This window comes from Clostridium sp. BJN0013, assembly GCF_040939125.1.
GTDB lineage: Bacteria > Bacillota > Clostridia > Clostridiales > Clostridiaceae > Clostridium_B.
The window spans coordinates 544396-561356 of sequence record NZ_CP162495.1 but is presented as its reverse complement, the minus strand read 5'-3'; the positions used below and the strand labels follow the sequence as shown (position 1 = coordinate 561356).

General features: G+C 29.4%; 23 protein-coding genes and 1 pseudogene. 6 read left to right on the top strand and 18 right to left on the bottom strand.

The window, feature by feature from the left end; translation table 11 throughout:
- Positions 1 to 333: 333 nt before the first annotated feature.
- The 4 genes from AB3K27_RS03075 to AB3K27_RS03060 are packed head-to-tail and all read left to right on the top strand — an operon-like array spanning position 334 to position 1686.
- Positions 334 to 765 carry a MarR family winged helix-turn-helix transcriptional regulator gene (locus AB3K27_RS03075; protein ID WP_368489782.1) on the top strand — a complete coding sequence of 144 codons (432 nt, stop codon included), beginning with the start codon at positions 334 to 336 and terminating at the stop codon, positions 763 to 765.
- A 12-nt stretch (positions 766 to 777) separates the two neighbouring features.
- Positions 778 to 1038: a hypothetical protein gene (locus AB3K27_RS03070; RefSeq protein WP_368489781.1), complete on the top strand. Its 261-nt coding sequence runs from the start codon at positions 778 to 780 to the stop codon at positions 1036 to 1038.
- Positions 1039 to 1449: an MFS transporter gene (locus AB3K27_RS03065; protein ID WP_368491159.1), complete on the top strand. Its 411-nt coding sequence runs from the start codon at positions 1039 to 1041 to the stop codon at positions 1447 to 1449.
- Positions 1450 to 1488: 39 nt separating this feature from the next.
- Positions 1489 to 1686 carry a hypothetical protein gene (locus AB3K27_RS03060; RefSeq protein ID WP_368489780.1) on the top strand — a complete coding sequence of 66 codons (198 nt, stop codon included), beginning with the start codon at positions 1489 to 1491 and terminating at the stop codon, positions 1684 to 1686.
- A 447-nt stretch (positions 1687 to 2133) separates the two neighbouring features.
- On the opposite strand, the gene lepB is transcribed toward AB3K27_RS03060, so the two are convergent.
- The 6 genes from lepB to AB3K27_RS03030 all read right to left on the bottom strand — a co-directional run bounded on the left by lepB (position 2134) and on the right by AB3K27_RS03030 (position 6481).
- Positions 2134 to 2679: a signal peptidase I gene (lepB, locus tag AB3K27_RS03055; RefSeq protein ID WP_368489779.1), complete on the bottom strand. Its 546-nt coding sequence runs from the start codon at positions 2677 to 2679 to the stop codon at positions 2134 to 2136.
- A gap of 35 nt (positions 2680 to 2714) precedes the next feature.
- The gene (locus AB3K27_RS03050; RefSeq protein ID WP_368489778.1) at positions 2715 to 3362 is read right to left on the bottom strand and encodes an ABC transporter ATP-binding protein; all 648 of its coding nucleotides are present in this window, start codon (positions 3360 to 3362) and stop codon (positions 2715 to 2717) included.
- Positions 3363 to 3385: 23 nt separating this feature from the next.
- The gene (locus tag AB3K27_RS03045) at positions 3386 to 4216 is read right to left on the bottom strand and encodes a hypothetical protein (protein ID WP_368489777.1); all 831 of its coding nucleotides are present in this window, start codon (positions 4214 to 4216) and stop codon (positions 3386 to 3388) included.
- Positions 4209 to 5081, bottom strand: a complete 873-nt coding sequence (locus AB3K27_RS03040; protein WP_368489775.1) for a hypothetical protein — start codon at positions 5079 to 5081, stop codon at positions 4209 to 4211. Before AB3K27_RS03040 ends, AB3K27_RS03045 begins: the two co-directional genes overlap by 8 nt.
- Positions 5071 to 5895 (bottom strand): hypothetical protein, encoded by an 825-nt coding sequence (locus AB3K27_RS03035; protein WP_368489774.1) that lies wholly within the window; start codon positions 5893 to 5895, stop codon positions 5071 to 5073. Before AB3K27_RS03035 ends, AB3K27_RS03040 begins: the two co-directional genes overlap by 11 nt.
- 202 nt (positions 5896 to 6097) lie before the next feature.
- Positions 6098 to 6481, bottom strand: coding sequence for a hypothetical protein (locus AB3K27_RS03030; RefSeq protein ID WP_368489773.1), 384 nt, complete (start codon positions 6479 to 6481; stop codon positions 6098 to 6100).
- Between the two features lie 511 nt (positions 6482 to 6992).
- On the opposite strand from AB3K27_RS03030, the gene AB3K27_RS03025 reads away from it, so the two are divergent.
- On the top strand, positions 6993 to 7235 hold the full coding sequence (locus AB3K27_RS03025; RefSeq protein ID WP_368489772.1) for a hypothetical protein: 243 nt from the start codon (positions 6993 to 6995) through the stop codon (positions 7233 to 7235).
- Positions 7236 to 7314: 79 nt separating this feature from the next.
- Here AB3K27_RS03025 and AB3K27_RS03020 read toward each other — a convergent pair whose 3' ends face one another.
- From AB3K27_RS03020 to AB3K27_RS03010, 3 genes are all read right to left on the bottom strand, one after another.
- Positions 7315 to 7515, bottom strand: coding sequence for a hypothetical protein (locus tag AB3K27_RS03020; protein ID WP_368489771.1), 201 nt, complete (start codon positions 7513 to 7515; stop codon positions 7315 to 7317).
- A 74-nt stretch (positions 7516 to 7589) separates the two neighbouring features.
- Positions 7590 to 8543 carry a site-2 protease family protein gene (locus AB3K27_RS03015; RefSeq protein ID WP_368489770.1) on the bottom strand — a complete coding sequence of 318 codons (954 nt, stop codon included), beginning with the start codon at positions 8541 to 8543 and terminating at the stop codon, positions 7590 to 7592.
- A gap of 17 nt (positions 8544 to 8560) precedes the next feature.
- Complete coding sequence (locus AB3K27_RS03010; RefSeq protein WP_368489769.1) at positions 8561 to 9373, bottom strand: hypothetical protein; 813 nt, start codon at positions 9371 to 9373, stop codon at positions 8561 to 8563.
- 143 nt (positions 9374 to 9516) lie between these two features.
- Here AB3K27_RS03010 and AB3K27_RS03005 point away from each other — a divergent pair, with 143 nt between their 5' ends.
- Positions 9517 to 10458, top strand: a complete 942-nt coding sequence (locus AB3K27_RS03005; protein WP_368489768.1) for a 3'-5' exoribonuclease YhaM family protein — start codon at positions 9517 to 9519, stop codon at positions 10456 to 10458.
- Between the two features lie 23 nt (positions 10459 to 10481).
- Here AB3K27_RS03005 and AB3K27_RS03000 read toward each other — a convergent pair whose 3' ends face one another.
- The 9 genes and pseudogenes from AB3K27_RS03000 to anfG form a co-directional block, all read right to left on the bottom strand.
- Positions 10482 to 10769, bottom strand: a complete 288-nt coding sequence (locus AB3K27_RS03000; RefSeq protein ID WP_368491158.1) for a GNAT family N-acetyltransferase — start codon at positions 10767 to 10769, stop codon at positions 10482 to 10484.
- A gap of 152 nt (positions 10770 to 10921) precedes the next feature.
- A complete protein-coding gene (locus tag AB3K27_RS02995; protein ID WP_368489767.1) occupies positions 10922 to 11407 on the bottom strand; it encodes an AsnC family transcriptional regulator in 486 nt (161 codons plus the stop codon).
- A 5-nt stretch (positions 11408 to 11412) separates the two neighbouring features.
- Positions 11413 to 11868: an Lrp/AsnC family transcriptional regulator gene (locus tag AB3K27_RS02990; protein ID WP_368489766.1), complete on the bottom strand. Its 456-nt coding sequence runs from the start codon at positions 11866 to 11868 to the stop codon at positions 11413 to 11415.
- Between the two features lie 3 nt (positions 11869 to 11871).
- A complete protein-coding gene (gene nirJ2, locus AB3K27_RS02985; protein ID WP_368489765.1) occupies positions 11872 to 12861 on the bottom strand; it encodes a putative heme d1 biosynthesis radical SAM protein NirJ2 in 990 nt (329 codons plus the stop codon).
- Between the two features lie 18 nt (positions 12862 to 12879).
- Positions 12880 to 14058, bottom strand: coding sequence for a putative heme d1 biosynthesis radical SAM protein NirJ1 (nirJ1, locus tag AB3K27_RS02980; protein WP_368489764.1), 1179 nt, complete (start codon positions 14056 to 14058; stop codon positions 12880 to 12882).
- A 52-nt stretch (positions 14059 to 14110) separates the two neighbouring features.
- Positions 14111 to 14641: a pyridoxamine 5'-phosphate oxidase family protein gene (locus AB3K27_RS02975; RefSeq protein ID WP_368489763.1), complete on the bottom strand. Its 531-nt coding sequence runs from the start codon at positions 14639 to 14641 to the stop codon at positions 14111 to 14113.
- Positions 14642 to 14646: 5 nt separating this feature from the next.
- Positions 14647 to 15036 carry a type 1 glutamine amidotransferase gene (locus AB3K27_RS02970; RefSeq protein ID WP_368491157.1) on the bottom strand — a complete coding sequence of 130 codons (390 nt, stop codon included), beginning with the start codon at positions 15034 to 15036 and terminating at the stop codon, positions 14647 to 14649.
- A 168-nt stretch (positions 15037 to 15204) separates the two neighbouring features.
- Positions 15205 to 16594 (bottom strand): annotated as a pseudogene (anfK, locus tag AB3K27_RS02965) (Fe-only nitrogenase subunit beta).
- Between the two features lie 15 nt (positions 16595 to 16609).
- Positions 16610 to 16960 carry a Fe-only nitrogenase subunit delta gene (anfG, locus tag AB3K27_RS02960; RefSeq protein WP_368489762.1) on the bottom strand — a complete coding sequence of 117 codons (351 nt, stop codon included), beginning with the start codon at positions 16958 to 16960 and terminating at the stop codon, positions 16610 to 16612.
- Between the last annotated feature and the right edge of the window lies 1 nt (position 16961).

Sequence of the window (16961 nt, the reverse complement as noted above, 5' to 3'; positions counted from 1 at the left end):
GTATAAAAACCTCTGTATAATAATGTAATTTATTCATTTTTAACAATAAATTATTCATTATATCAAGTGATTCTTAGGCTCAGATGGAGTTTACTTATAAGGAATACCTTTCTCCATCTGAACCTTAGAAGAACTTATCCAAAGGCGTAGCAGTGCTTATCCCTCACTTTGAAGAAGATGGGACTGTTAGCAATGGTAGCCTTCGGATAAAACATATGTTATTAACCTTAATTTATATAATACTTATTGAAAAATGTGTATAAATCTGTTTATAAATTAATTGTTGTACAAACTATTAATATAACAAATTTATTTTAAGGAGATGAAAATAATATGTTTCAATCTTATGATGAAGATATTGGAATGTTGACTAATAAAACTTCCAAAAAATTAGTACATTATGTCAATAAACAATTAAAAAGATTTCATCTAACTACTGAACAGTGGCTGGTACTAGTGAACTTATCTAAAAAGAATAGGATAAGCCACAAACTGTTGGCAGAGATTTCAGATAAAGATCAATCTACATTAACCAGAATACTTGATATAATGGGAAGAAAAAATTTTATTGAAAGACATGCCTCTGAAAATGACAGGCGATCCTTTGTAATACACATAACAGAAGATGGTCTAAACATATGTAATAAAGTTATTCCCTTTTTAGAGGAAATATTTAAGGATATACTTCATGATATATCTTGCGAGGAACTAAAAATATATCGCAAAGTTCTTTTGCAGATTAACAAAAATATAGATTATATTTAAGGAAGAATCATCTTGGAAGAAGAGCTTCAATCAATACCTAAAGGACCATGGACTAAAAGTTACATAGTAATGCTGTTTTCAAACCTATTTATATATTTAGGATTTTACATGCTTGTACCAACTTTATCTGCATACACAAAACTCTGTGGTGGAAGTAACTTTGAAGCAAGTCTTGTTGTAAGCACTTTTTCAATAACTTCACTGCTTATCAGGTTAATTTCAAGCAGTATAATGGATAAACTTGAGATCAAGCCCTTACTTGTAATAGGGTGAATAATTCTTAATATAACTACACTATCTTATATTTGGCTTCCTGTAGATGCCATAATAATTGTCCGTATTATTCAAGGAGTAGGATGGGGACTTGCTTCTACCGGTGCTGCTGCTATCTTTTCTGATATTATACCTAAAGAAAAACGTGGTGAAGGCATGGGTCATTATTCTCTTTCCATGATAATATCTATGGCTTTATCCCCTATGGTTGCAATAATTCTAATGAACTTATACAGTTTTAAAAATATTGCTTTTATATCAATAACTCTAGTAGTTGTTGGAGTACTATTTCTTTTTCAGGTTAAAACGCCTGAGAAAATTGCTTCAAAATCTAACTCAAGGAAAATTTTTTCACCGGTAGAATCCTTTGAAAAAAAGCTGCCCTACCCTCTTTATTATGTTTTCTCTTAGTAATAACATTATGTGGAATATGGAACTTTTTTATCCTCCATGGATCTATCTTACACATTAGGTGCTATTCTTTTAAGTTTTGTTGCAGAACATGAAAGTTATGCTGTTATGTATAGATTTTCTACCGTATTTATAGTATTACTTTTAGCTATATACTCATTTAAGATATTTAAAAATAATGCTACTAAAGAAAAAACCTTAAAAGAAATAGCCCCATCTTACAGGTATAAGCCTTAGTATTTAAGTCCTTTTTATTCTTAACTTCTGATTAAAAATTTTTATTCGAAGGCTCCCCTGACCTACGGGCACCTAATATCCATATAAATGGGAATTAAAACTTGTATAAAAAAAGTATTCTGAAAATAATAAAGAACACCAATTCAAGGACCATCGTCCAGATTTAAAACAATTTAAAATAGGTACTGCTGTTCAAAAAATGGTCTTCCAGTTATGGCACAAATTCTTTCTGGCAATCATTCAGATAGTGAGTGGAATCCAACAGCAATAACTGAAATGAAGGCTTTTTTGAAACTCATGGTTACAAAAATATATTATACGTAGGAGATCTGCAACAGTATCATCTTATGAAAGTCTCAAGAAACTAAAAAGGAATATGCTTTATCTCTCGTTAGTGTATATTTATTTGAAATTTAAATTAAGGCACTGTCTAATCTTTGACATAAATCAAAACAAAAGCTTGATTTGGCCTAATGGAAAAATTTTTAATATAATATGTCCTTTTATTGATTTTATATTAATAGGTCCAAAATATCTACTATCCTTACTATTTACTCTATTATCTCCAAGTAAAAAAACAAATCCTTTTTCAATTTTTATTTTCTTTTTTTGATTTAAAAATGTGCCACCATCTGTAATTATATTTTTTTCAAGGTAAGGTTCTTTTAGAATTTTACCATTTAAATATACTTTTCCTTTAATAAGTTCTATTTCATCACCTTCAACACCTATAATTCTTTTTATTAATACATCATGGTTTTTATTTTCAGAATCGAATATTATTATTTGACCTCTTTTAAAATTATTAGTTAATAACGAAAGTTTTTCAATCAACACACTATCATTATTATTAAGTGTTGGCATCATTGAATATCCATTAATATGTATTCTTTCAAATACATAATTTTTAGCAACCAATGATATTATAATAGTAATTATAATAATCTTTATCCAATTAATCACTTCTTTTTTGTGTTTATTTTCTTTTTCCATAAAACCACTCCTAAGATGAAATACACTTTTGTTAGTTAACGTAATACTTTCAAATTACCATCACAAATTTCATAAATATAATCGCTTAATTCTTCAATATCTTGTGAAATATGACTCGTTAAAAGTATTGTTTTTCCTTTCTTTTTAAGGTCTAGTAATTTATTTTTAATTATTTTTACTCCATCTTTATCTAATCCATTTAGTGGTTCATCAAGAATTAATATTTCAGGATCTTCCATAATAGCTTGTGCAATTCCTAAACGTTGTTTCATTCCCATAGAATAATTTTTCACTTTTTTTCTTTCATATGGATATAATTCAACAAATTGCAGTGCATTTTCAATTTCTGTTCTACCTATTTTATTGGTAATTCCAGCTAAAAATTGCAAATTTTCAAAAGCACTGTAATTAGGTAAAAAACCTGGTTGCTCAATCAAAACTCCTACATTTTCTGGAAAGTCAACTTCTGACCCAATTTTTTTTCCGCTAACAATTATATGTCCTGATGTTGGTTTAATAAATCCACAAATAGCTTTGAAAATCAAAGTCTTTCCTGATCCATTTAAGCCTACAAATCCATAACATTTTCCTTTTTTTATACTCAAGTTAATATTCTTTAAAATGACATTGTTTTTGAATTTTTTTGTAAAATTAACGATTTCTATTATATTATTATTCTCCATAAAAACACCTTTTCTCCTCATAATTAAATATTGTTGAGCTCTCTTTTTCTAATTATTAATATTCCTATAATAAAATTAATAGTTAAAAAAGTAATTAGATAAAAAATCGAACTTTCTATGTTAAATCCTTTAAATCCAAGCTTAAACATATTGTGTCTCTTTAACATTCCTTGATTCATAAGTATAAATTTATTAAACATATTTGATTTTGTAATATTCACTGAAACTATGCATAATAATAATCCAATTATACTTGCTTCATTTGAATTAAAGAAAATATAATACAAATTATTTGTAAAAAATAATACTGCTATTATAGTTAAAATATTTAATATAACAATATATAATAGAATCAAATACTGATTTACATTAACATTTAAAGAATTAAAAGTATTCATTATAATATTACTGTTTTTAAAAGCATTACTGTTCATTTTTATAAAAATAATAAACAATGAAGAAATTACTAATATTAAATAATATTTGATAACTATTATTGCAATAGTTAAATCAAAAGCGATAAACCATTTCAGTTTGCTTTTTACTTTAGGAAGAATTAAAATAGTACTTTCTCTAAGTTTATGTATTATACAAATATCAATCAAATAAATAATTAATATATTTGGAAGTACCCATAATATAAACGACATAACATCTTTTGTTAAATCAAAATCTGGTGTGAGACCACCAAAAACTCCAATTATAATGTCACCCATACAAAAATATCCTGTATGTGGCATAGTAAGTATACCTAAATTTATAAATGTTATCATAGTAGCTGAAATTATCAAAATTAATATATGTAATTTGTTATTAGTTCCTTTTAAATTCAATTTTATAAGTCTTCTAATCATGATCCACCACTAACTTTCTATTCATCACTAAATCAATAACTATTAATATAATTAAAAGCAACAAACTTATTATAAGTGATTGAGTTAGTGTAACTTTATAATAGTTAAAATTATAAAATTTATGATGCCATATAAGTGACATTGTATCTAGTCCAATATAGTTAGACAATATAAATATTCCGTCATTTAAATTATATCCGTTACAAATCATATTAAAAAATAAATATCCACTTAGGATTAGATTTGCTATGTAAGCTTTTGGTATATAATTTATAAGTATATCTCTAAAATTTATAATTATAGTGGTACATAAATAAATTTCAAAAAATGAAATAAAATATGCTTTTATAGGTGTTAATTGAAAAACAAAGCTATTTACATATAACTCAGGCACTAATTTTAAGCTGTTTGGATTTAAAATAACATCACTCCAATTACTACTAAATCCAAAAAAAATATAACTAATTGTAAAAATTGATAAAAAAAATGTAATTACAAACACTAGACTTAAAATTAAACTAATAATTATTTTGCTAATTATCCAAGTGATTTTTTTATTAGTTCTTATCATTATAAATGTAATGTAATTATTTTTAGTATGATTAGATAAAAATGTTATTATTATTACAAATGGAAAGTATAATCCTAAAAATAACATAGGATAACTTAAAACCCTAAAAACCCCATCCCAAAAGTTAACATTCAAGTTATTTTCTATACCAAAGGTATTTAATCTACTTATAACTTTATATAAAATAATTAAAAATAATATTAAGCTAAGACCTACTCTCTTTGATAAATTATATGTTTTTAAATTTAACTTAACTAGATTTATTATTAGATGTTTTTCAAAATTAACATTCATAAATATTCCTCTTTCCTGATTTAAAAATAAATAATAAGGCTGATGTAATAGTTATAAATGTTAGCTCTATAAAAATTTCCCGTACAGTTACTGTTGGAATCATATAAAACTGATTAATACGTTCTGTTGAATAATGTTGTATATTTAAAAAATTGAATACAACACTAATACTAATCCAGAATAAAAATGGTGAAAGCATTATAGCAATTTTATTTTTTATAAATGCAGATACTGCTAATGCAATGTTAGCATAAGCAAAACCAAACATAAATTCTATAAAAATATGTAACAAACTATACAACCAGAAGCTATATGTTAGCAAAGAAGTAAAGATTCCTCCATATACACCTTTTCCATAAAAATCATTTATACTTCCTTTGAAAAAAATATGAATAAAGATTGTCATAATAATTGTCGGGAGTGCAACAGCTAAACCTCCGGCTATACTATTTGCTAATGTTTTTGTAATTAAATACCTCCTATGATTAATTCTAACATCTATATATTTAATAATTCCATATTCCTTATCCTCTAAATATGATAATGAAAATGGAAGTGCTGAAATAATTGGCATTGCCACTGCATACAGTTGAAATATACTGAACCAAACAGCATAAATATTAAATGCCTTTTCTATCATATGCCTTGCTTTAGCTTGTATTTCTGGTGCCTGAAGATCAGAAGCATTATAATTAAAAAAAATAAAGTCTTTTACTTCCATATATAGACTTAAAAAATGAATTAAAAGTCCAATAATGATTATTATTAAAAATTTCTTACTCTTTAAACTCCTTTTTAATTCATTTATCAACATCAACTATTCTCCTCTTTTTCCTTTTAAAAAATAATATTTTTTTAACTTTGAACTATTGATATTCGCTTTTTATCTTATATCAATAGTTCAAAATATATTTTCTAGTATAATTACCTATTTTAATCTATATATAGATTAAAAAATCTACTAACACATTTTATAGTAATGGTTACTAAATATATTTAATGGGTATATTGAAATATTACCATTCAAATTCTCCATATGCCCATCTATATGATGTTTCAAAAACAGTGTTTTTTGCCATAACCCAATATTGATTGCCCACCGTCATCCAATCGTCTAAATATACTGGTCCAACACCTTGTTGAATTAACGCATAATTACTTCTACTTTCTTTATTTGAATTTACAGCCATTCCTCTAATATAATATGACGACCCTCCTACAATATCAGTTAATGATATATAACTTGAAACATAATTATGTTTATAACTCCAATTGTCCTCTCCAGTAGATATACAAGCTGGACTTAATGTTATTCCCCAACTATCAGCACATGCACTACCTGCGCCAGCAAAAAGCGTAATTGCTAAAAATAACATTGACACTATTGAAAATTTTTTCATTTTAATCACTCCTCTTTTAATTTAATACTATAGAGTCTGCTAATAATTGCATTTCTTCAATCCTAAGTTTTTGAAGCTGAGTTTGAACTTTTTCAATTTCATTTATAGTTTTTTGATTTTTTACAGTATCCTTGATGTTAGTGCTTACTAATGTATTAGATGGTAATAAAACACCTAATCAAACTGCTATTTTTATAAATAGTCTCCACCACAAATTTAATATTTAAAAAGAACAAAGTAACATGCTCTATCATATGTAGCGCTACATATACGAATACGAACTTGAATTCCCAAATAAGACAATCAAGCAATTGGTAATGTATAACTCATTTACAAAAAAATTTTAGTAAGATGTAATATATCAATACTTGTAAACATTATTTGGTTGAATTCAAGAGTAATTACAATATTGATTTTATATCTAAAAAAAATAAATTCAATATAAAAAGCATGAAACAGTGTTTTTTTAGCATGAAAAGTTATTAATATTTATTAATATATTTTTCATGCTTTGAATAAGGTATTTCATGCTTTTGTATTGTATTACTATTTTTTTAAGAATATACTATCATGTGAATTAAAAAATGTACAATTAGAGATTAATACTGCCACAGGTACTGTAAATTATAGGAAATGTGTAAAAAGAAAAGAATTTAAAATAGCTGCTATTGCTGTATTTGCTGCAATTTTCTTGGATTATATAGTTTATTTAGATCTGGGGTTAAATGGTTTAAAAGATGTTATTATTCTTTAAGAAATAACTATTATTTAAAAATTACTTTTACATTATATGGAATTTAATTCCTTTTATTTACATTTACATTTTAATCAATTTATTCAATAATAACCAATGGCAAAGATATAATTTCTTCTAACGCTGAAGTGATCTCTTCAATTGCTGCAACTTGACTTTCTACTATAGAAAGAACTTGTATTACATTCTTCTGGATTGATTCAATTTGTTTTTTCATTTCAACCAATTCAAATGATATTTCCTCAGAACTTTTCTTGCCATTTATAGCAAGTTTTCTCATTTTGCAATTTTTATAATTTCCATTTTAATATCTTTAACTCTATACAGAAGGAAAGAACTGTAACTACAGTTCTTCTATTTAACCAGCATATATTCATGGATGCCATGGATATATGCTATTCCTATTCCAAGAAATAAAATTAATCCAAAATACATAAAAGCAAATATCCATCTTGTGGTAGACTTTACTTCATAATAAGTTTTATCAGGATTTTTATATTGATTAATAACTTGAAAAATTCCAAGTATAAGCAGTAGTAAAATAATAGGATTGAAAAACTTAAATAGGGCAATTACAGCAATAGGTATTCCTATGAGCCATAACTTGGGAGATATTGCAGATACAATTCTACCACCATCAAGAGGGTGCAGAGGTATAAGGTTAAACAAATTCAGCATAAAACCTGTATAAGCCAGAGCCATTAAAAAGTTTTCTTTAAATGAAAAATACAATATAAAACAAATTAATGCTCCCAGACTTCCAATCAAAGGACCCCCTATTGCCACTTTAGCTTCCACTGCTGCATCCTTAGGCTCTTCTTTCATATTTATTAAAGCTCCCACAAATGGAATAAACAGAGGAAGTGTTACATCAAGTTTAACAGTTTTGGCACTTAAATAATGTCCCATTTCGTGGACAAACAACAATACTACAAAACCCAGACCAAAGGCCCATCCGTAGATTTTAGCATACACCAAAATCATTAATAACATGGATATTAAAGTTGAAGCAAATTTACCTAATTTAAAAAATATTAACAAAAACTTTAGCTTGGTAAAAATAAGTATTATTATAGATTTAAGTTTTATAAGTACTGCAATAATAATTCCAATTATACCCCAAATACCCTTCTTATCCTTTTTGTTCTTCTTACTCTTTGCTATAGTAGGTAAATTCTCTTTTTTAGTTTCCACATTATCTTGAACTATATATTTCTCTATACCATCATTTATAATATACTTTTCTATATTATTATCTCTATTTACATACAAATTGAAATTCTCAATTTTTCTATTATGCTTATCCATATTTACTCCCTTACACCTTATATTAGAGAAATTCTCCTTATAGCAACTGAAATCAAACTTACCAGGTATGTTATTACAGAAAGTATTATAGCTATAACTAAAAATCCTGTTACTATAATATTATACTTTATAAAGTTAAAAGAAGCTAAATATTTTGATAAATTCAAGAGATTAAACACTAATAATATGGAAAATATAGCCATAAGCCCTCTGGAAGCTCCTTTTATATCCGCAATACTTAATGACATATGAGATGATATACATATAGCTATAAACAAAAATATATAAAAGTAAATATCCTGAAAATTTTTTACTGAAAAAATAATTCTTATCAATTCTCCATAAGAATTTATTATTATTTCCATTGTGCTTTTGTTGATTACTGTAATATTTAAACTTTTTATCAATATACTAATAAATTTTTCATAGGCTTCAGGTATTGTAATTCTCATTAACAAGATAATAGAAAAAACTCCTCTAAATATAGGTGCCACACCTATAAAAAAGTTCCCTATCTGTTGGTAAATGCTTCCCTTATTATAACTATGCTGTACATATCCCATAACACCATATACATCTGGTTTTTGTAGTAGTTTTATTTTATTAATTTTATGCCTAAATAATAAAGCAAAAATAGCATGACTCAATTCATGTATTGGAACTCCGATAAACCCTGTTACCATTAATGCCTTATTTCCAAAACTTCTCTGAAAATTTCTTATAGAATTATTTCTTAATATTTCAAGAAGTAACCCAATTAAAGTTATCATTCCTATAAGATATGCAGTTTCTATACAAGTTTTAATTAACAATTGAATTACAAATATCATATTATATACATACCTTCCTAATATTTATATTATTCATGTACAATAAATTCGGACTTAGGGTATAATATTAAGTATATCTGAAAATCACTTTATATCATTATAATCCTTAATGATATAAAATCAAATGGAAGAAGGTATATTAAATGAAAATTAAGGAACTAATTCACAATAAGCTTAGCGATATTTTTGTTATGGTAAATGAGGTATCTGAAGGCCTCACCTCCAATAATTCACCTTATATTAAATTCACTTTTACTGATGGCAAAGATTCCATCAAAGGAGTTATGTGGGACAAAAGCATTACAGACATTCCCAATATTTCCTCTGGCAGCGTTATTAAAATAAGGACAATTCCTAAAACTTACAAAGGTACTCTTCAGCTTACCGTATTACAGTGCAGATTAATTACCAAAGATGATAATGTACATATAGAAGATTTTATAAAAACTTCTCCTGTAGATCCTTTGGAAATATATAATGAACTTTTAACAAGAGTATCCCATTTTGAAAATGAAAGCTTTAAAAAAGTGGTTACAAAACTTTTAGAGGATAATAAAGACAAACTTCTCTACTACCCTGCTGCCAAAGTAGTCCATCATGCTATACAAGGAGGTCTTCTATATCACATATATAGAATGTATAAAAGCGGTCTGGCTCTTGCAGATATATATAAATATGGTATAAATACAGAACTTTTCATATCAGGGATTATACTGCATGACATAGGAAAATTGAATGAACTAAGTTCCAATGAAAATGGCATAGTAGAAGATTATTCTACAGAAGGTAAATTACTTGGTCATATAGTACAGGGAGTGATTATGCTCCACGATGCAGCCAGGGAATTAAATATTCCTGCGGAGGATGAACTGGTTTTAAAACATATTTTAATCTCTCATCATGGCTCTGAAGAAAATGGTTCTCCTAGAAGACCCATGATTCTGGAGGCTCAATTATTAAACAAACTAGATGAAATAGATGCTATTATATATCAGTTTCAGGATACTCTTTCCAATTTAGAAAAGGGAGAATTTAGTGAAAACAAATTTTTCTTGAAGAATATTCAAATATATAAGCACTACTAATTTAACCTTAGTAGTGCTTATGCTTAAATAGTTGTGGAATTATCCAATACATTGTCATATTCTTTATTTTTTGAAAATTCTTTTTTTGCAAATTCACATACTGGTATAACCTTTTTATTTTCTTCCTTTGCAAAATCAACAACACTCTTAACTAATCTTTTACCTGCACCCTGACCTTTTAATTTTTCTGACACATAAGTATGCTCAATTGTTATTGGATTTTTATTAAAATCATCCAGCACTATTTCAGCCAAAGGTTCTTTTTCTTCATATCCTATATAAAATTTATTCTTACCTTTTCTTACCTCCATCACAGCAAAACCTCCTATATAAATTTGTTAATTATGATTTTATACCAATAATTATATTATTGCAATTAAACAATTTTAATCCTTTTTAAAATACTAGTTAATCAGCTTAATTTTAAATTTTCTTTCATATTTATCTCCCTTACCATACCAAATTACTCCTTACAATTATTATAGGATAGGAAATATTTCATACTGCTTTTTTTTAATTCTTTAGTACTATATAAAATTTCATATTCATTTACATTTATACGCTCTGCTATATGTAAGATAATACTATCACATTGCTCAAAACTTTTAGAATGTATCATTGTATAAATATTATAATTCCAATTTGGCAAAGCCTTGCGCTGGTAACAGTGACTTACCTCTGGAAAAGTAATCATTATATCCGTTACCTCTTTAATTCTACACTCTGAAACATTCCATACAACCATGGCATTAGCTTTAAATCCCACAGTTCTATGATATAATATAGCACCTATTCTACGCAGTATTCCTTCTTCCTTTAATTTTTTCAATCTATCCAATAATTCTTCTTCATAAATCCCTAATTCACATGCTATATGCCTATATGGCCGGGAAACTAAAGGCAGATCCTCCTGAAGCTTAAAAATAATAGCTTTATCTAGTATATCCATAAATTTCATACTCCTTCTACATTAAAATTCACTTTTATTTTAAAAGTATTTACGGAATTTAAAACTAATATATTATTAATTTTTATGCTATTTTTTATTTCTTCGAGGGTGTCTTCAATACTCTCACTGGCGGGTACCGTTAATGTAAACCACATATTATATTTATGTATTCTTAGATAATTATGAGTGACACCACTATAACTATTTATTATAGATGCCACTTCCTCAACTCTTTCTTCTGGAACTTCTATTGCACACAAGGTACTTGTATATCCTAATTTTTCTGAATCAAAGACCCCTCCTAATCTGCGAATATAGCCTGATTCTTTAAATTTCTTCACAAGTTCTATAACTTCTTCTTCAGTCATATCCAATTTATTTGCCAGAGTTAAAAAAGGCCTTGATTCCATTGGAAAATTGTTTTGTATAATATTTAGTAAATCTACACTCTTTCTTTCCATTTATTAACCTCTTTCCTCATAAACACATAAACTCTCTTCTGCCATATAATCACCACTGTTATAAAATGCAGCTCTAGCACGACATCCTCCGCATAAATTCTTATAACTACAAATACCGCATTTCCCCTTATAATCCATTGTACGGAGTTCTTTTAAAACCTTATTGTTTTTCCATATTTCATGAAAAGATTTAACTCTAACATTATCCAAACACATATCTAAATACGCACAGGGCTGTACATCACCTTTACTATTAATGATACAATAGCTTATCCCTGCTATGCATCCTTTTGAAAATCTATATGGAACTCCTTTTTGTTTCGCTATTCTCATAAATTGTGGTGCACAGGTAGGCTTTACTTCTATAGATACTTCTTTTTGCTTATTAACTATGTTTGTGAGAAGTTCTTCATACTGAGAGGCATTTAAAAATTCATGTTGAATATTTTGAGCACGGCCTGTAGGCACTATGAAGAAAATATGATGGGCAACAGCTCCTATTTTAATAGCAAAATCTGTTATATCCATTATTTCCCTGAAATTCCAATCCATAACTGTTGTATGTATTTGAAAGTTAAGTCCCACTTCTCTACAATTTTCCATTCCATTTAAAGTGTACTCCCATCCTGTATCCAGCCCTCTGAACTTATTGTGTTTACTGCTATCAAGGCTATCTAAACTAATGCCCACTCCCATGATACCTGCATTTTTAAGTTTAACCGCTGTTTCCCTCGTGATTAAAGTACCATTACTTCCAAGAACAGGTCTAAGTCTGCACTTTGCCGCATATTCTATCAATTCAAAAATATCCGGACGCATTAAAGGTTCTCCACCAGAAAATATCATAATTTTAAATCCGGCTTCTGCAATATCTTCAATCAATTTTTTAGCTTCTACTGTATTTAATTCCCCTTTAAGCTCTAGACCTGCATCTCTATAACAATGTTTACATTTCATATTACACCTATTTGTAGCATTCCATGATAATATCAAAGCTGCATATCCTCCTCTTCATTTAACTCTATGAAAAATTCCTATTTCTTCATCAGTTAGATAACAGGAAGGATCCGATTCCCAAAAATCTCCTGTTACTGCTTCGGCTCTTGCCCTGAGATTTCCATTACAAATATTAAGCCATTTACATTTACTGCATCTTCCTTTTAACAGAGGCTTTCTATTTCTCAAACCTAAAGCCAGAGAACTTGAAGGATTTTTCCATATATCATTAAAACTCTTTTCTCTTACATTGCCAAAACTATGATGTTGGGTAAATTGATCTGCATGCACATTCCCTTTAAAATCAATATTTGCAAGAGCCATTCCCGATCTATTACCACCATTTATGTGTATTAAATTCCAGACCTTGTCTGTCAAATGGGGATATTTCTTTTTAACCTGAAGATATAAATAAACTGCATCCGCATGGTTAGCCACTGTCAAGATTTCTGTATCTCTTCCAAACTTCACTGTCATATCCATTATAAGATCTAAAGCATCTCTTTTTTCCTGGAAACCAATATCCTCTTCTATCATAGCATTTCCCCTTCCGGAATAAGCTAAATGATAAAAACACACTCTTGGTATTTTTTCTTCCTTTATCAAATAGAAAATATCCTTTAACTGATTATAATTATTTTTACTTATTGTAAATCTAAGTCCTGCTTTTTGTCCTATTTCAAGGCAACTTCTAATTCCTCTCAAGGACTTATTAAAACTTCCACTTACCCCTCTTAATTCATCATGTTTTGAGCCTATTCCATCCAGGCTTATTCCTACATAACCTACACTACTTTGCTTCAAATCTTTTGCCACTTTTTTATCTATTAATGTTCCATTAGTGGAAATAGTAATTCTGATATTATATTTGCCAGCATATTGTATCAATTGAAATAAGTCATTTCTAATTAGAGGCTCTCCACCAGAAATGAGAAGTACCGGAACTCTTAGCTTTGCCATATCATCTATTAGATATTTTGCTTCCTTTGAATCCAGTTCTCCCTCAAATTTTTTATTTTGGGAATCAGCATAGCAGTGCTTACACTTTAGATTACAACTATTAGTACAATTCCATACAACTACAGGACCCTTTCCTTTAGCTGCACCACTTTTCTCATGTCCTGCACCGGGAACATAGCGCAACCTATCTCCAAAGTTTTCAGATCCACATAATAATTTAGTAATACCAAGCATTTTTTATCCTTTCTAAACTAAAAATATGTAAAATAAATTTTTATCTATTCAATCAATTATATTGTACCATATTTTCCATATCAACCGGATTTTCTTTAGCAGTAATATCTTCTGGAGAAATACAATAGACAGCTGTGGTATTATTATCACAAGAAGAGTGGTACTTACTTACAAATTCTTTGGAAAGGGGATTTTTAAAAATTCCAGGAACAAACTTTTCTGAAATTAGCGTAAGTACCCGGGCCTTTTCTTCCAAATCTTCTACTAAAACTGCTTTTCCAAAAATAACTACACTAAAATAAGAGGTATCACATTTGCATGGTATGGAATCTTTAACCGTTCCGAACTCTTCAAATACTGTAAAACAAACGAAAGATTTTTCTTTAAGTATATTATTTTTCTTGCCGCTTCCCATACCATGAATGTACATTTTACCATCTTCATATATATAATTTACAGGTATGGAATAAGGTTTACCCTCCTTATCACACATACCCAATATTCCTACTCTTTTTTCAGTTAAAAAACTATTAATTTTTTTCTGGTCACTGCATATTCTGGCTGTATAACTTATTTGCTCCATAATTACTACTTCCTTTCTAAATGATAAGCCTCAAGTCCATTGAGGAAATTCTCCATCAGTGAATTGGCATCAATTAAAAAATTCATTTTAGATTTAATTTCATCTTCTGATTGTACATAGCTGCCACCCTCTTTTATTTCCTCCAAACAGTTGTCTATAAGTAATGAAATACTGTCTTTAGTACCTTCCATATGAAATTGAAAACCTATCACATGTTTTTTATAAATAAATGCCTGGTTACTACAAGCTTCACTGCTGGCAATACAAGCGCCACCTTCAGGCAATGTACTAAATGTATCACCGTGCCACTGGAACACATAAGGCTCTTTTGGAAAACTTTTGAAAAGGCTGGACTTTAAAGTCGCTGAATTAAAAGTAACTGGAAACCATCCTATTTCACGCTCCGGATTTTTGGTAACTTCCCCTCCTAAAACATCATTTACACCTCTTCTTAATAATTCTGCCAGAGTCTAATAACAAGCAATATCTGGCAGAACCCAATAAAATTAAAAATAAATCTTACAATATTTAATTGCTCAAAGATGTAACTTTTTAAATATATTTTACCATACATTCAACACCCATTCTTTATTTTTTTTTGTACTCCATGTCGGTAAATAGGGTATTTGCCATGGCTTCAGCAAGCCATATGGCACCCGCATACCCCACTACCGGATAGCGATAGAGTCCTGCACGATCATAAGTTGGGAAACCCACCCGTACCATGGGAATATTGTTATCAATGGAAATAAACCGTCCTTTGGAATGACCAAGAATGAGATCAAGCTCAAGTCTCTTATTTTTTATACGGTCTTCCAGTTCCCATAAATCGGCATTGGTTATGATTTCCATATTATAATCTACATTTTGCTGCAATTCCTCGATACGTGGCTCTTTTGCATAAGACTTGTTGTCGTCTCCCAGAAGAAGCAGTTTGGGTTTCATTTCCATATCCAGACAGAACTGAGCAAGGCCTATTACAAGATCGGCACTGCCATAAATAGCTACTTTTTTATCCGCTAAAAACATATGTGTAACATCTGTAATTGCATCAATGGCAACTCCACACTCATGAACCAGAGATTTAGGAATTGGCTTTCCGGTAATTTTGCTCAAATTTTTCAAAAAAGTATCCGTGTTACGTATACCAATAGGTATAGGACCAATAATGGCTGGAACCCCAAATTCCTTTTCTAGGTATTGAGCAGCTTGACCACCTTCATACCTATTAAGTGCGATAGTTCCAAGTGCATTGGCTGTTCCAGTGAGATCCTCAACTGTTGTATTGCCATGGGAAACTGCATTCCCATCTGGCATCAGTGGAGAATCAAAACTTTCAATTTCGAAAAGAACAGTAGCATCCACTTGCATTTCCGATAAAAGATGCTTCAATGCTGTCACATCTCCAGGATTGACCCAGCCGGTAATCAAATTGAGTTTTCCGTTAGGTTCACCTTTTTTAGCAAAATATTTTACGAAATCTTTTACCGTAATATCGTATCCACTTACCATACTTCCAGTGAAACTTGGTGTGTGAACTGGAATAAGATAGACTTCCCTGCCAGGAAATTTTTTCTTCAAAAGTCCCTTGTTGAGTTTATTAACAACACCATCAATATCATCACCGATTATTTCTGTGGAGCAGGTTGTGATAATTGGTACAACTTTTACATGGGGATATCTCATCAAAAGTACATCTACCGCCTCTTCTATACGTCTCAGGGCACCGAATACCGCAGCATCTTCGTGCAGGGAGGAAGATGCAAGCTCGAAACTTTCCTTGAAATGTTGTGAGAATAGTAAGCGGACAAACATAACACATCCTTGTCCTCCATGTACTATGCCAATACAATCCTTTATACCTATGCTGGCATATTGTGCACCACAAGGTTGACATGTAAATATAGGATTGATAATACCCACACGTTCTTTTTCTTTCACTTCACAAGACATAAACATCATTCCTTTCTAATAGAGTGGAACTGTAAGCTCTTTATTAAGAGAGCCTGTAATAGTTAAAAAATCCATACGATCTTTGAGTCCCTGCATTAATATTTTAATTTCTGCTTTGTCCATGGCAGCCAGCCAGGAGTAGCGGCTTTTGAACGCATCAGCCAGACACACAGCATCCACCCAATAGCACCTGTCGGCTGGAGTTTCATGTTCTGCGGGTTCCTCACACAATATTTGCATGGTTTTCGTAAGTATTCCCTCATTTTGTTTTTCTCTGTCCCAGGCACGTGAGTTAAATTGCCATAGACAGTTCTTCATAATATAGTCAACAAGCTGTTCAATCCTATCTTTCATTATATCTTCCATA

What these genes read in the sequence shown, in the direction of transcription:
- AB3K27_RS03075 (WP_368489782.1), top strand. Translation starts at nt 334, where the DNA reads ATGTTTCAATCTTATGATGAAGATATTGGAATGTTGACTAATAAAACT.
- AB3K27_RS03060 (WP_368489780.1), top strand. Translation starts at nt 1,489, where the DNA reads ATGGATCTATCTTACACATTAGGTGCTATTCTTTTAAGTTTTGTTGCA.
- lepB (WP_368489779.1), bottom strand. Translation starts at nt 2,679, where the DNA reads ATGGAAAAAGAAAATAAACACAAAAAAGAAGTGATTAATTGGATAAAG.
- AB3K27_RS03050 (WP_368489778.1), bottom strand. Translation starts at nt 3,362, where the DNA reads ATGGAGAATAATAATATAATAGAAATCGTTAATTTTACAAAAAAATTC.
- AB3K27_RS03045 (WP_368489777.1), bottom strand. Translation starts at nt 4,216, where the DNA reads ATGATTAGAAGACTTATAAAATTGAATTTAAAAGGAACTAATAACAAA.
- AB3K27_RS03040 (WP_368489775.1), bottom strand. Translation starts at nt 5,081, where the DNA reads ATGAATGTTAATTTTGAAAAACATCTAATAATAAATCTAGTTAAGTTA.
- AB3K27_RS03035 (WP_368489774.1), bottom strand. Translation starts at nt 5,895, where the DNA reads ATGTTGATAAATGAATTAAAAAGGAGTTTAAAGAGTAAGAAATTTTTA.
- AB3K27_RS03030 (WP_368489773.1), bottom strand. Translation starts at nt 6,481, where the DNA reads ATGAAAAAATTTTCAATAGTGTCAATGTTATTTTTAGCAATTACGCTT.
- AB3K27_RS03020 (WP_368489771.1), bottom strand. Translation starts at nt 7,515, where the DNA reads ATGAGAAAACTTGCTATAAATGGCAAGAAAAGTTCTGAGGAAATATCA.
- AB3K27_RS03015 (WP_368489770.1), bottom strand. Translation starts at nt 8,543, where the DNA reads ATGGATAAGCATAATAGAAAAATTGAGAATTTCAATTTGTATGTAAAT.
- AB3K27_RS03010 (WP_368489769.1), bottom strand. Translation starts at nt 9,373, where the DNA reads ATGATATTTGTAATTCAATTGTTAATTAAAACTTGTATAGAAACTGCA.
- AB3K27_RS03005 (WP_368489768.1), top strand. Translation starts at nt 9,517, where the DNA reads ATGAAAATTAAGGAACTAATTCACAATAAGCTTAGCGATATTTTTGTT.
- AB3K27_RS03000 (WP_368491158.1), bottom strand. Translation starts at nt 10,769, where the DNA reads ATGGAGGTAAGAAAAGGTAAGAATAAATTTTATATAGGATATGAAGAA.
- AB3K27_RS02995 (WP_368489767.1), bottom strand. Translation starts at nt 11,407, where the DNA reads ATGGATATACTAGATAAAGCTATTATTTTTAAGCTTCAGGAGGATCTG.
- AB3K27_RS02990 (WP_368489766.1), bottom strand. Translation starts at nt 11,868, where the DNA reads ATGGAAAGAAAGAGTGTAGATTTACTAAATATTATACAAAACAATTTT.
- nirJ1 (WP_368489764.1), bottom strand. Translation starts at nt 14,058, where the DNA reads ATGCTTGGTATTACTAAATTATTATGTGGATCTGAAAACTTTGGAGAT.
- AB3K27_RS02975 (WP_368489763.1), bottom strand. Translation starts at nt 14,641, where the DNA reads ATGGAGCAAATAAGTTATACAGCCAGAATATGCAGTGACCAGAAAAAA.
- anfG (WP_368489762.1), bottom strand. Translation starts at nt 16,960, where the DNA reads ATGGAAGATATAATGAAAGATAGGATTGAACAGCTTGTTGACTATATT.